General features: G+C 56.5%; 16 protein-coding genes and 1 tRNA gene. 3 read left to right on the top strand and 14 right to left on the bottom strand.

Annotated features, from left to right (window positions below; translation table 11 throughout):
* Nucleotides 1-457 precede the first annotated feature (457 nt).
* The 5 genes from tsf to AC2FNU_RS20655 all read right to left on the bottom strand — a co-directional run bounded on the left by tsf (nt 458) and on the right by AC2FNU_RS20655 (nt 4,252).
* Nucleotides 458-1,333 carry a translation elongation factor Ts gene (gene tsf / locus AC2FNU_RS20675; protein ID WP_496791923.1) on the bottom strand — a complete coding sequence of 292 codons (876 nt, stop codon included), beginning with the start codon at nt 1,331-1,333 and terminating at the stop codon, nt 458-460.
* Between the two features lie 76 nt (nt 1,334-1,409).
* Entirely contained in the window at nt 1,410-2,201 is a 792-nt protein-coding gene (rpsB, locus tag AC2FNU_RS20670) for a 30S ribosomal protein S2 (RefSeq protein WP_496791922.1), read from the bottom strand.
* 166 nt (nt 2,202-2,367) lie between these two features.
* Nucleotides 2,368-3,204 carry a lyso-ornithine lipid O-acyltransferase gene (gene olsA / locus AC2FNU_RS20665; RefSeq protein WP_496791921.1) on the bottom strand — a complete coding sequence of 279 codons (837 nt, stop codon included), beginning with the start codon at nt 3,202-3,204 and terminating at the stop codon, nt 2,368-2,370.
* Nucleotides 3,205-3,209: 5 nt separating this feature from the next.
* Complete coding sequence (gene olsB / locus AC2FNU_RS20660; RefSeq protein WP_496791920.1) at nt 3,210-3,965, bottom strand: L-ornithine N(alpha)-acyltransferase; 756 nt, start codon at nt 3,963-3,965, stop codon at nt 3,210-3,212.
* A 104-nt stretch (nt 3,966-4,069) separates the two neighbouring features.
* Nucleotides 4,070-4,252, bottom strand: coding sequence for a DUF3553 domain-containing protein (locus AC2FNU_RS20655; RefSeq protein ID WP_050602459.1), 183 nt, complete (start codon nt 4,250-4,252; stop codon nt 4,070-4,072).
* A gap of 43 nt (nt 4,253-4,295) precedes the next feature.
* Between AC2FNU_RS20655 and AC2FNU_RS20650 the strand changes: the two genes are divergently transcribed.
* Nucleotides 4,296-4,892, top strand: coding sequence for a histidine phosphotransferase family protein (locus AC2FNU_RS20650; RefSeq protein WP_496791919.1), 597 nt, complete (start codon nt 4,296-4,298; stop codon nt 4,890-4,892).
* Here the strand turns inward: AC2FNU_RS20650 and AC2FNU_RS20645 are convergent.
* The 9 genes from AC2FNU_RS20645 to AC2FNU_RS20605 all read right to left on the bottom strand — a co-directional run bounded on the left by AC2FNU_RS20645 (nt 4,889) and on the right by AC2FNU_RS20605 (nt 12,336).
* Nucleotides 4,889-6,151 carry a glutamate-5-semialdehyde dehydrogenase gene (locus AC2FNU_RS20645; protein WP_496791918.1) on the bottom strand — a complete coding sequence of 421 codons (1,263 nt, stop codon included), beginning with the start codon at nt 6,149-6,151 and terminating at the stop codon, nt 4,889-4,891. The genes AC2FNU_RS20650 and AC2FNU_RS20645 overlap by 4 nt on opposite strands.
* Nucleotides 6,152-6,184: 33 nt before the next feature.
* Nucleotides 6,185-7,291 (bottom strand): glutamate 5-kinase, encoded by a 1,107-nt coding sequence (proB, locus tag AC2FNU_RS20640; protein ID WP_496791917.1) that lies wholly within the window; start codon nt 7,289-7,291, stop codon nt 6,185-6,187.
* Nucleotides 7,279-8,313, bottom strand: coding sequence for a GTPase ObgE (gene obgE / locus AC2FNU_RS20635; protein WP_496791916.1), 1,035 nt, complete (start codon nt 8,311-8,313; stop codon nt 7,279-7,281). The genes proB and obgE overlap by 13 nt, the downstream gene beginning before the upstream one ends.
* 38 nt (nt 8,314-8,351) lie before the next feature.
* Complete coding sequence (locus tag AC2FNU_RS20630; protein WP_496791915.1) at nt 8,352-8,888, bottom strand: GNAT family N-acetyltransferase; 537 nt, start codon at nt 8,886-8,888, stop codon at nt 8,352-8,354.
* Entirely contained in the window at nt 8,885-9,493 is a 609-nt protein-coding gene (locus tag AC2FNU_RS20625; RefSeq protein WP_496791914.1) for a LysE family translocator, read from the bottom strand. Before AC2FNU_RS20625 ends, AC2FNU_RS20630 begins: the two co-directional genes overlap by 4 nt.
* Before the next feature lie 95 nt (nt 9,494-9,588).
* Nucleotides 9,589-9,858, bottom strand: a complete 270-nt coding sequence (gene rpmA, locus AC2FNU_RS20620; protein WP_039535512.1) for a 50S ribosomal protein L27 — start codon at nt 9,856-9,858, stop codon at nt 9,589-9,591.
* Nucleotides 9,859-9,869: 11 nt separating this feature from the next.
* Complete coding sequence (locus AC2FNU_RS20615) at nt 9,870-10,484, bottom strand: 50S ribosomal protein L21 (protein WP_496791913.1); 615 nt, start codon at nt 10,482-10,484, stop codon at nt 9,870-9,872.
* Nucleotides 10,485-10,693: 209 nt separating this feature from the next.
* A complete protein-coding gene (locus AC2FNU_RS20610) occupies nt 10,694-11,494 on the bottom strand; it encodes a DUF2059 domain-containing protein (RefSeq protein WP_496791912.1) in 801 nt (266 codons plus the stop codon).
* Nucleotides 11,494-12,336, bottom strand: a complete 843-nt coding sequence (locus AC2FNU_RS20605) for a DUF2059 domain-containing protein (RefSeq protein WP_496791911.1) — start codon at nt 12,334-12,336, stop codon at nt 11,494-11,496. The genes AC2FNU_RS20610 and AC2FNU_RS20605 overlap by 1 nt, the downstream gene beginning before the upstream one ends.
* A gap of 123 nt (nt 12,337-12,459) precedes the next feature.
* On the opposite strand from AC2FNU_RS20605, the gene AC2FNU_RS20600 reads away from it, so the two are divergent.
* Both AC2FNU_RS20600 and AC2FNU_RS20595 read left to right on the top strand, forming a co-directional pair.
* Nucleotides 12,460-12,549 (top strand) — tRNA-Ser (locus AC2FNU_RS20600).
* 246 nt (nt 12,550-12,795) lie between these two features.
* Nucleotides 12,796-13,187, top strand: a 392-nt coding sequence (locus AC2FNU_RS20595) for a hypothetical protein (protein ID WP_496791910.1), incomplete at its 3' end; no start/stop codon positions are given.

Here is a 13,187-nt window from a genome sequence, read left to right as displayed (position 1 = left end):
GTTGTCGGTCGAAACAACGGCGCAAGCCGTTCTCAAGGCGTCGCTACACAATCAGATGTTCATTATGGAAGCCTGACCGCTAGATTTTGACGCTATCCCGCGTCAGTTTACCCTAGGTAAGGAAATCACTACTTTTCAAATCCGGCGTAAAAGTTGCAAAGTGAGAGTGTTCCGTGAGTGGTGGCTTTAGCCAGGGAACATTCGGTTGGATCTTTGCAATTTCAGAGCTCTCCAGCCACTCTGACGAGGGGGCGCCTATTTGTCCGCGTACCTGTGTCGGAATTTTGGGGGGCCCCGACCATCCCCATCAAGCGGGGCCCTCCATTTCATCCTCAGACGACAGACAAGCACCGTTCAAAGCGAGTTAATTTGCGCGAACAAAAAAGGGCTACGCACAGCGTAACCCTTTCGTTTTGCAGAGATAAGGCCCCAAGCGGAGCCTTACCCAGTAACGTGCTTAGCCTTGAGCGGCCTTGGCAACCTCGGCTGCGAAGTCTTCTTTTTCGACCACGATGCCTTCACCAACTTCCAGACGGATAAAGCCGGTGATGGTTGCGCCCGCTTCTTTGGCCGCTGCTTCGACGGTCAGGTCAGGGTTCACAACGAACTGCTGGTTCAGCAGAGTCGATTCGGCGACGAATTTCTTCATACGGCCTTCGATCATCTTCTCGATCACCTGCTCCGGCTTGCCGGATTCGCGGGCGATGTCCATCTGAACCTGCTTTTCTTTTTCGACAACAGCCGGGTCCATGTCGGCCTCGGACAGAGCTGCCGGGTTCACAGCCGCGATGTGCATCGCAACCTGCTTGCCGATGGCTTCGTCGCCACCCGACAGCGCAACCAGAACGCCGATTTTGCCCATGCCGTTGGTGGCCGCGTTGTGGACGTAGGACACAACAGTGTCGCCCGACAGTTTCGCCATGCGACGCACTGACATGTTCTCACCAATGGTGGCGATCTTGTCGGTCAGGGTGTCGGCAACGTTCTTGCCGCCCAGATCAGCGGCCAGCAGAGCTTCGACATTGTCGACGCCTTCAGCCGCGTATGCAATCTTGCCAACCATTTCCTGGAACTCAGCGTTTTTCGCAACGAAGTCGGTTTCCGAGTTCACTTCGACAGCAACACCGTTGCCACCGTTCACGTGAACTGCAACCAGACCTTCAGCCGCGGTACGGCCGGATTTCTTGGCCGCTTTGGCCAGGCCCTTGGTGCGCAGCCAGTCGACGGCTTCGTCCATGTTGCCGCCGGTTTCAGTCAGCGCTTTCTTTGCGTCCATCATGCCTGCGCCGGTCTGGTCGCGCAGTTCTTTCACCATTGCTGCTGTGATTGCCATCTTTTGGCTCTCCTCAATTCAAACGGAATTGGGGCAGGTCTACCCTGCCCCATATGTCAATTACGTGACGGGCAGCTTACGCTTCGGCAGGAGTTTCTGCTTCGGCAGGCGCTTCTTCTGCAACGGCTTCTTCAACCGGTGCTTCTTCGAATGCACCCAGGTCAACGCCTGCAGCACCCATCTGAGCGGTCATGCCGTCCAGAGCGGCACGTGCAGCCAGGTCGCAGTACAGCGAGATTGCGCGCGCTGCGTCGTCGTTGCCGGGGATGATGTAGTCAACACCATCGGGCGAGCAGTTGGTGTCGACAACAGCCACAACCGGGATACCCAGTTTGTTGGCCTCGGCGATGGCCAGTGCTTCTTTTTTGACGTCGATGACGAACAGCAGGTCAGGAACGCCGCCCATCTCGCGGATACCGCCAAGCGACGCTTGCAGCTTGGCCTGGTCACGCTCCATGCCCAGACGCTCTTTCTTGGTCAGGCCCTCTGCGCCCGATACCATCGCTTCGTCGATCTGGTTCAGACGATTGATCGACTGAGAAACGGTTTTCCAGTTGGTCAGCGTGCCGCCCAGCCAGCGGTGGTTCATGTAGTACTGAGCCGACTTTTCAGCCGCTTCAGCGATCGGACCAGCGGCCTGACGCTTGGTGCCAACGAACAGAACACGGCCACCTTTGGCAACGGTGTCGCGAACGGCCTGAAGAGCCTGATCCAGCATCGGAACGGTCTGGGTCAGGTCCATGATGTGGATGCCATTGCGCGAGCCGTAGATGAACGGGCCCATGCGGGGATTCCAACGCTGTGTCTGGTGACCAAAGTGAACGCCAGCTTCCAGCAGCTGACGCATGGTGAACTCGGGAAGAGCCATGCTATTTTCCTTTTCCGGTTTACGCCTGGGCGGGGGTGAAAGAAGCGGATGCTCCAACCGGCGGTCTTGATGAGGATGTCTCCCTCAAAAAGCCCAAACCCCGCCTGCGGGTTTGAATGGCGCGCGTATACGGCAGGTTTTGATGCAGTGCAAGGGCCAATCGCCCTTATTTTTCAAGCAAAGCCAATGCATGGGCGTGCCTGACCGCCTCTTCGCAATGAGCCGCAAGTGTCTTTCGGTTTTCAAAGTCACTGACCTTTGCCGGAGCGTGATAAATCAGCTCAACTGATCCCTGTCTGCGCGCGCCGAGCGTCTTGAGAAGATGCGGGCCGAACTCCATATCGCCCCACCAGCCATAAAACCGTTTGGGCTGCCCTTTGGGCGCATGAAAGACGACGGAAACCGGTTGGATATACATGAAATCGCGCAACTCATCTGCGAAGAACGCAGCGAAAAGCGTTGTTTTGAATGGTAAAACACGCAATCCATCCGTCGAAGTGCCTTCGGGAAAGAACAACAGCTTGTGGCCCGCTTTCAGGCGCGTCTCGAACAGTTTGGTCTGTTCTTTGGCTTTTGCACGGTCCCGTTGGATGAACACGGTTCCGGTTGCACGCGCCAGCCATCCGATTCCGGGCCATTTTGCAACTTCGGCCTTTGAGACAAAATAGACCCTCTTACGCGCGTTCAGGGCGAAAATGTCCAGCCACGAGGTGTGGTTGGCCACCACTGCCCCCTGCTCTTTCATCAACACGCCCGAGGTTCGGAATCCCATGCCAAGAATGCGAAATGCGTTCCGGCACACAAATTGCGTGATGAAGGGCGTGACGGGTCTGCGCACCCCGCACAACGGATACTCAACCATTCGCACGGCCAAAAGCACGATCAATCCGCCAAAGACCAGCAGGGCCAGGGGCAGCCCTCGAAGGATGACCAGCAGCCACCCGATCACCCCAAGATCGATCGGATCGGGTTCATCCTCACTGTTCCAAAGCGGATCGTTCACAGATGTCAGGCCCCGCTGTAAATACGGCGCTGCCGGTCGTTCATACGCGCGGTGTCGAGGATCAGGCACACATCGGTGGTGTTGAACTTATGATCGATAAACGCGCCTTCACCCACGAAACCGCCAAGTCGCAGGTAGGCTTTGATCAATGCGGGCACTTGAACCATGGCCGCACGCCGATCCAACGCGTCCTTAGCGACCAGATCCATGGGTTGAAACACCTCAGGCTGCGCCCGCACCCGAAGATCTTCCGGCGCCAGATGGTTGTGATGCAACATCGACAAAGGTTGCGCCAATGCACTGACATCCGTGCCGTGAAAGCTTGCGACCCCGAACAGCACCTCGATCTCACGTTCAGTGACATAGGCCGCCAGCCCGTTCCAAAGATGATACATCGCGGTGCCGCCGCGGTAATCGGGATGCACGCAGGACCGACCAAGCTCCAACAGCTTGCGGCCACTGTTTTTCAACACCGTCAGATCATATTCATCTTCTGAATAGAATTGGCCCACTTCTGCTGCACGTTCACCCGGCAACATCCTGTAAACGCCAATAATTTCACCCGTGCTGTCATCATAAGCCAACATGTGATCGAAATAGGGGTCAAACCGGTCTCTCTCTAACCCCGCCTCGTGATCCACCAAATCGCCACCACCACCGAGTTCACGCACAAAGACGTCATAACGCAGACGTTGCGCAGCCTGCAGCTCTGCGTCGGTCTCGGCCAGTTTGACGGTGAAGGATGGGCCTGTATCCGGCATTTGGGGTGTGTCCGTTTTTCTTTTCGCCGCTGATACCTCAGTTGATCAACCGAAGGCAACAACAGGAGGTTTGACCAGTGTTGTTAACCTTTCTTAAACCAGTTTCACGGATCAAAGACCGGCATTAGGGCGATGCGCGTTCCGTCGATTACCACTTTCCCCTGCTCGCGAAAGTTCACGGTGATCTTGCCTGCGATGTTGGATTGAACCTGTCCAACACCCCATTCGGGAAAATCCGGGTGGCGGACAAACATGCCCGGTGCAAGAATGGCATTCATGTCTGTCATGCGGCGCTCCTGGATCCGGTGGCAGATACAGCAGGAGGTACGCATGGGCGCGACGGACGTCAACCTGGCCGAGTTGATCGGCTCTCGGATCTGCCATGATCTGATCAGCCCGATCGGGGCCATCACCAACGGGCTTGAGCTGTTGGATATGGTCGGCGCGGTACAAGGCCCCGAGATGGAGCTGATCTCGGGCAGTGTGGGCAGTGCGGGCGCGCGCATTCGCTTTTTCCGCGTGGCCTTCGGGTCGGCAAGCGACCAACCGCTTGGGCGCGCCGAAATCACCGAACTGCTGAATGACGTCGAACGTGCCGGGCGTGTACGGGTCAACTGGAACCTGACCGAGCCTGTGCCACGCAATCAGGTCAAACTGGCTTTTTTGGCGCTCATGTGCTGCGAAAGCGCGATGCCATTGGGGGGCACCGTTGACATCACAAGTCAGCGCGCGAACTGGATTGTGACCGGATCGGCAGACAAGCTGAACGTGGACAGCGAGTTGTGGAAACACGTGGTCACAGGGCGTTTTCCGAACAAACTGACCCCCGCGCAGGTACAGTTTGCGTTGCTGCCTGAAACAGCCAAGACGATGGGGCGTCGCGTCGCGGCAGACACCACCGCAACACGCGTTTCACTCAGGTTTTAAGCGCGGACCGTGCCGTCCCCACGGACCAGATACTTGAAACTGGTCAGTTGCGCCGCGCCCACTGGACCACGCGCGTGCATCTTGCCCGTGGCGATCCCGATCTCTGCGCCCATTCCAAACTCACCACCGTCCGCGAACTGGGTCGAGGCGTTGTGCATCAGGATGGCACTGTCGAGGCGTTCAAAGAACCGGGCTGCAGCCGCATCGTCTTCGGTCATGATGCAATCGGTGTGATTAGACCCAAATTGCCGGATATGGGCAATCGCCGCATCAATATCTGCCACGGGTTTGGCTGCAATCACACTATCAAGAAATTCCTTCCCCCAATCTTCTGAAGTCGCAGCCTGCGCACCTTCAACGGCCAAAACGCCTTCGGCATGCACCTCGACACCGGCCGCCAGCAACGCCGAAACAACCTCTCGGCCCAAGGTTTCGGCGATATCCTCATGCACCAACAGGCATTCAGCCGCACCGCAAATTCCGGTTCTACGCGTTTTGGCGTTCAACACCACATCCAGCGTTTTTTGCGGATCGGCAGCTTTGTCGATGTAGATATGAACAATGCCTTCCAGATGAGCGAAGACAGGCACACGAGCCTCACGCTGTACCAGCCCCACCAGCCCTTTTCCGCCACGCGGAACGATAACATCGACGTAATCCGTCAGGGTCAACAACTCCTGCACCGCCGCGCGATCTCGTGTGGGCACCAATTGAATGGCGTCTTCGGGCAGGTCGGCTGCCTTCAACCCCTTGACCAGGCATTGATGAATCGCGGTCGACGAATGAAAGCTCTCAGACCCGCCGCGCAAGATGACGGCGTTGCCAGACTTCAGGCATAAAGCACCGGCATCAGCGGTCACATTAGGACGGCTTTCATAGATCACGCCGATCACACCCAATGGCGTGCGCACGCGCTGAATCTTCAAGCCAGTGGGGCGATCCCACTCGTCCAGAACCTCTCCCACCGGGTCCGCTTGATCCGCCACGGTACGAAGCCCGTCGACCATGCCCTGAACACGGGCTTCATCCAGCATCAGCCGATCCATCATCGCTGGGCTCAAACCCTTTTCACGGCCAAACTCCAGGTCTTTCTGGTTCGCCTCGATGATCTTCGCCCGATCAGCCCAAACTACATCCGCAGCTGCAATCAGCGCAGCCCGCTTGCGTTCAGCGCTGGCAAAGGCAAGATCACGCGAGGCCGCTTTGGCGCGTTTACCAAGATCGGCCATCAGTGCGGGAATATTGTCGAAATCTTTCATGTCGCGTGCCTTTCAGGTCGTCTTATTTGGTGCTTACAGGGCCAGATCATCCCGATGTATCAAGGCTGCACGTCCAGGATAACCCAACGTTGCCTCAATTTCAGAAGACTTGCGCCCTTTGATAGCGTCGGCTTCCTGAGCGGTATATCGGCTTATGCCCTGCGCCAACCAACGTGCTTTGTGGTCAAGAACGGCAACCGGATCGCCGCGTCCAAAGTCCCCGGTCACTTCGACTATTCCCGCCGGAAGCAGACTTTTGCCATTGGTCAAAGCCTGTGCGGCCCCGTCGTCAACGGTGATCTCTCCGCGCGGTTTCATAGCAGAAATCCAACGCTTGCGCGCAGCATGCGGATCAAGTGTTGCCGTAAACCATGTTGAATTTGCGCCGTTTTCCAGCGTTTTCAACGGGTTAAATACCGAACCTTCTGTTATTGCCATCGCGCAACCACCGGCGGTGGCCATTTTGGCGGCCAGCAATTTTGTCTTCATCCCGCCCTTGGACAGACCCGATCCTGCATCACCTGCCATGGCTTCGATCTCAGGCGTGATCCGATCAATAGTCTCGAACCGTGTGGCCGTAGAATCCTCATTCGGGTTGCCCGAATAAAACCCGTCGACATCAGACAACAGGATCAGTTGGTCTGCCCCAACCGTAACAGCAATCTGTGCGGCCAGACGATCATTGTCACCATATCGGATTTCGTCAGTCGCAACCGTATCGTTTTCGTTGACGATCGGAACCACACCAAGACCAAGCAACGTCTCCAGAGTGGCGCGGGAGTTCAGATAGCGGCGGCGGTCCTCGCTGTCTTCCAGCGTCACCAGCACTTGTGCGGTCGTAATCTGATGCGGTGTCAGAGCTTCTTCGTAAGCACGCGCCAAACGGATTTGACCGACCGCTGCTGCAGCCTGCGATTTTTCCAGGGGTAAAGCCGCCACAGGCAGACTCAAAACACCGCGTCCCAATGCAATTGACCCCGAAGAGACCAGAATGACATCTGCCCCCTGCCCTTTGAGCCAAGCAACATCTTGCGCCAGCGAGCGGAGCCATTCAGAACGAAGCAAGCCTGTTTCACGATCTACCAGCAAGGCGGATCCGATTTTAACGACCAGACGTCGCGCTGAAGTCAGGGCTGCCAAGGCTGTGCCTCCTCGGCGGGTCTATGGCGCACGCGATTGTCGTCAATCTGGGTGCGCAACGCACGCAAAACCTCGGTCACACCCAGATGCGCGACGCCTGACATGGTCATGACGGGGCCACCAACCGCCTCTTCCAGTTCGGCCTTTTGCAGCGCCAGTTCCTCACTGTCTAACGCGTCGATCTTGTTCAGAACAGTGATCCGAGGTTTCTCGGCCAACTCACCACCATAGGCTTCAAGCTCGTGAATAATTGTCCGGTAATCTTCTGCAACCGACTCAGAAGTACCGTCAACCAGATGCAGCAGCACAGCGCAGCGTTCGACATGGCCAAGGAACCGGTCCCCGATACCGCGCCCTTCATGCGCACCTTCAATCAGGCCGGGAATGTCGGCAACGACAAATTCAACGTTGTCGACGCCCACGACGCCCAGATTTGGATGCAACGTGGTGAAGGGATAATCCGCAATCTTTGGACGTGCGTTCGACGTGGCTGCCAGAAAAGTAGACTTGCCCGCATTGGGCATTCCCAGCAGCCCCACATCAGCAATCAGTTTAAGCCGCAGCCAGATTGTCCGGTCGATCCCAGCCTGCCCCGGATTGGCGCGGCGTGGTGCCTGATTGGTGGCGGATTTAAAGTGCAGGTTCCCGAAGCCGCCATTGCCGCCCTTGGCCAATAGAACCCGTTGACCAACTTCGGTCAGATCGCAGATGACGGTTTCTTCGTCTTCATCCAGAATTTCGGTACCGACAGGCACGCGCAGAACGATATCGTCGCCGTCCTTGCCGGTCCGCTGCTGACCCCGGCCGGGCTGACCGTTCTTGGCGAAGAAATGCTGTTGATAGCGGAAGTCAATCAGGGTGTTCAGCCCGTCCACAACTTCGGCCCAGACAGACCCGCCTTTGCCGCCGTCCCCGCCATCAGGGCCGCCGAATTCAATGTATTTTTCGCGTCGGAAGCTGACGCAGCCGCTACCTCCGGCCCCGGACCGGATGTAGACCTTTGCAAGATCGAGAAATTTCATGGTCTGTCCCCTACTGCAAAGGCCCCATCGGCCACAAGTCAGAGTTTTTTACTGTAAGTCCAGGTGGGCACATTCGCATCGCGCGCCACCGAATAGCTTTCCGCATCCCCCAGATACTGGAACCCGCAATGGGTCAGCACCCGCGCCGAGGCGGGGTTGTCCTGAAACACACTGGCAAACATGGTCGCGTTCTGCAGAGGGTTGGCATTGACCAACGCTTCAACAGCCAAAGACGCAACGCCCGTGTTCCAATAAATCGGTGCAACCCAATATCCGACCTCAGACTGATTCCGATCCAGTCGTTTCAGAGTTATCAGACCGATCAGTTCCGGGCCGCCGTCCTTGATTGCATCCATCACCCAGACATCTTCGTCCCGGTCTTCTGCCATCGAACGGGTGACAAAAGCCTCGGTCGAGCCGGGTGCCAGCGGGTGCGCAATGCTTGTGGTCATGCGTGCCACGCGCTCATCCCCCGCGTAGTGCTCGATCAGTCCCATATCCGACCGACGCAGCGGGCGCAGATCGAACCGCTCGGTTTCTATGACCGGCTGATTTATTATTGTTTCAAGCTTCATTGGTGTGTTCCTCCTCCGAACAACACAAAAAGGACGGACGCCACCGTAAGCCCGGCCAACGTCCACATTAGATATTTTTCCGCAGGGCGACCTTCAACCGCATGGGCAATTCTATCGCCTGCGAATGTCCAGATCGGGTGCAACACGACCTGGCAGATAAACAAACAAAGAGCGATCGTGAACGTTGCGTCCAAACTGGACGTACCGGCCGCGACAAAACCGGTAAACCCGGCAATGATCATGGCCCAGGCTTTCGGGTTCAGCGGATGCACGATCAGTCCGGCCCAGAAACCCGGTACCGAACCACCTGCCCCGTCACGGGACAGGCGTAAGTTCGCGATCTTCCAAGCCAACCAGCACACATAGCCAGCCGAGGCGTATTTCAGCACTGAGAAGATGACCGGTGCTTGTTCGGCCATCTGCATCAGACCAAAGCCCACCGGCCAGATAATCAACTGCTTGCCCAGTACAACACCCGCAACAAATGGCAGGGCCGCCCGAAACCCATAGCGCGCACCTGTTCCCAACAGGACCATATTGGCCGGTCCCGGCGTGCCGACCTGAGAGGCGGCAAAAATCAGGAAGCTGGTGGTTGCGACGGTCATCGGCTCTTTGGATCACGACTGTGTTAAAACGAAAAAGGGACCGGCATTTTCTGCCGGTCCCCCATGAATTTTTTATTAACCTTCTGGGTCTCGGCTTACTCTGCGGCCTCCGCCACTGGCAGGACCGAAATGAAGGTGCGGTTTTTGAGTCCCTTGTGGAACTTCACGGCGCCATCGGTGGTTGCAAAAATGGTGTGATCTTTGCCCATGCCTACGCCTTCGCCCGGCCAGAACTTGGTACCGCGCTGACGTACGATGATGTTGCCTGCGATGGCTGCCTGGCCACCATACAGTTTCACGCCAAGGCGGCGACCAGCTGAGTCGCGACCGTTACGGGAGGAACCGCCAGCTTTTTTATGTGCCATTCTCTCTCTCCTTAGCCCTGAGCCAGCTCTTTGGCTTGCTCAACCCATTCGGGTTTCACTTTGATGGTGTCGATAGCAGCAATCTGCTCGTCCGACAAGGCGGCCAGAGCGGCAAAGCTCTCGATACCGGCTTCAACCAGCTTTTTGGCAGCGGCAGGGCCGACACCGTTCAGCTTGGTCAGATCGTCAGCGGCAGCAGCAGCGGCGGGTGCCTCTGCTTTGGCTTCAGCTTTCTTGGCAGGCTTTGCAGCAGGTGCCGCTTCGCCAGCCGGAGCCGATCCGGTTGCAGCTTTGATGCCCGACTTGTCAGCGCCCGACGACAGGATGTCGGTGATTTTGACCAGAGTCAGCTTCTGACGGTGGCCAACGGTACGCTTCGAGCTGTGCTTACGACGGCGCTTGACGAATTTGATGACCTTGTCACCTTTGATCTGTTCGATCACTTCGGCCTGTACGCCTGCGCCTTCAACGAAAGGTGCACCAACAACCGGAGCGTCGCCGCCCAGCATCAGAACATCGTTGAATTGAACTTTTTCACCTGCGTCGGCAGCCAGTTTTTCAACGCGGAGCACGTCGCCCGCCTGAACCTTGTACTGCTTGCCGCCAGTCTTGAGGACCGCAAACATGCGTCTTTCCTTTTCATACCCGCGTTCTGTGGTCCCCTTCCGGGTGTTTCTGGCCTAAGCCACCGCGAACAGCGCGCCCTTTTCGGGCTGTGTGACAGACCCTTTCGATGTATCTTAAGGGTCAAATAATAACGAGACCCGGCGCGGATGACCGGCCGGGATGCGCGCTTATCCATAGATTGCAGAAGAAAGTCAACACCAAACCAGCCTCAAAGGTCAGACGCCCTGAGAGCACGGGCAACCGCTTGTCCCAACTGATAGGAAATATCGTTGAACATACGATCAAACCCATCAAACAACGCGTCGTTCAGCGCTTGTCCGGTCTCCGTTCTGGAAAAAGCTATATTCTCTCGCATCTGCGCCTCGTCCAACGGGCGATATGCCAGCAGCAGAAAGGCATAAAGCCACGCTTCGGTGTCTGCTGTCCTGCTGTCCTTCTGCGACAAAAGCTCTGCCAGTAAGTCCTGAGTGTCTGTTCTTGAGTCTATGTCCAGGCCACGAAAGAAGTTGTAATCTGACGTCAAAGAGCCCTGAACGTTCTTCTCAACCAGATTGTTTGCTTCGATATATTCGTCAACCAAAGTAAACCGTGTTGTTGTACGCGCGGTGTCTTCAAGCGCATCGCGCGCCATATCTTCTATTGCCGGATCCGACATTGCCTGACGGGCCGAGTTTTCCAGCGTGACGATGGTTTGACCCAGATCACTCTCAAAAAACACGATGGCCTGATCAAGCTGCGCCTCCGACATGCCGGTCTCAAAAGCTTCAGTCAGGTGGCCCTGCATCCACAGTGGATCGTAGATGTCATTGACCTGAGCTTCGAAATACGCGCCCCCGGAATTGTCCAGCAGTGTTTCATCCAGATTTTTGCGGTGCTCCTGTCCTTCCTGCACCAGAATCGCGATCACGTCCGACAGATGCATCGCCTGCGCAAGCCTGTCGATCTTTTCATTCGCCAGAACGGGTGACACCAACAAGGCAAACACCAAGGACAGTACAATGCACCGCATCAAATATCCTGTGCAGGGTGCAATTCAGCCATCCGCGAGGCAAGTACCTCGAACCGTCGGGCCATGATTTCGAATTGTATGACGTTTAGAAGTTCATAAACTTCCTGCATCAATGGCTGTTCCAGTGCTTCGACATAGGCGTTCACGTCTTCGTCCGAGAAATCCTTGTACGTGTAAGCCGCGCCGGCAAGGCTGGACAATTGAAGGGATTGACGCATCGCGGGCTCGTTTCTCTTCAAAAGCTCGCGCAAGGTTTCTGCATCCATTTGCAACTCGATGACGCCGGATGCGCTGGCCGCCAGCAGGAAGCGAAACTGTATCTCCTGCCATGCCCGAAGCGCTGTGTCGGTCGAATCGATGGCCGCACCCATTCGCTTGAAGCTTTCGACCCTTTGAGACCCTTCTTTGATCAGGTCCGAGATGATCTGCTGGCCTTCAAATTGCTTGGCTTCAGTGTCCGCGTTCATATGAGACGCATTTTCAACTTCGACCAAACGCTGCCCCAGATCGGACGCATAGAACTCAACTGCGTGGGCCAATGCCTCTTCGCTCAGCGTTTCCTCAAGAATGGATACAGCCGTTTGGTGCATGGCCTCGACGTCAAACACCTCATCCGTCAGACGTGCCCAGTCCGAGCCGAACCCGTCAGGGTCGATGCCCAGCATCTGCGGCGCCGACCGAGAACTCAGCGCGATGCTTTCTAGCGCAACATCAAATCCGGTTGTGATCAGAAAAGCCTCGATACGGTCGCGGTTAGACGCCAACAAAGGCGCGGCAGTCAGAACAAACGCCAATAGCGGTGCCAAAAACAGAAAAACAGAACGGTGTGCGGGCTGTGTCATAGTATTCAGAGTAGGTGTTTTCCGCCCGCTGGCAATGGAAAAACCCAGCTTTGACACATTCTGGAATTTTCTGCTTGCACCCTTGCCCTTTCCTCACTAAATCCCCCCCTCACAGACCCCCGCGGAGAGGTGCCGGAGTGGTCGAACGGGGCGGTCTCGAAAACCGTTGTGGGTGCAAGCCCACCCAGGGTTCGAATCCCTGTCTCTCCGCCACTATCCCAATTGGCTATTTTGACCAGGTGCAGCAAATTATTGCCCTAACGCGCAATATCAAAGGCGGATCGCTGCACAGTTGCGAAGAGTATGTAGCGAAAGAAGCGTGTTCTTGCCGGGCGCAATACGCCCGATCAGCATAGCCCGGCTCAAACCTCTGTTTTGCCGAGACTTCACAAGATTTCCCCTTTGTCATTGCGTTAGTTTTGGATCATCCCAGCGACACAAATTCCAAAGGAGATTCACATGTCGCGTACTCTAATTTTGATCATTGTCCTCGCCGCAATCGGCGTTGGTGGATACTATTACCTGAACCAACCGGAACCAACTCCGGCAGAACGTTTGCAGTCAGCGGCCGAAGACGCCGGTGACGCATTGGCCGATGCAGCCACCGCGGCACAAGACGCCGCATCCGACGCGGTTGACGCCGCCACAGAACAAGCCTCGGAAGCGGCCTCTTCTTTGACTGAACAGGCATCCGAAGCTGCCTCTTCCGTTGCTGATCAAGCATCAGACGCCGCACAACAAGCGGGCGATCAGGTCGCTGCTTTGGCTGGTCAGGGGCAAGAGCTGCTGAACTCCTGGATCCAGGAAGGCAAGCTGAACCCTGCCAATTTCGACTATGACGGCATCATGAC

The sequence above is a fragment of the Ruegeria sp. BHSB064 genome, from assembly GCF_059613205.1.
The sequence above is the reverse complement of the archived record's forward strand: the minus strand, read 5'-3'. Positions and strand labels throughout refer to the sequence as shown.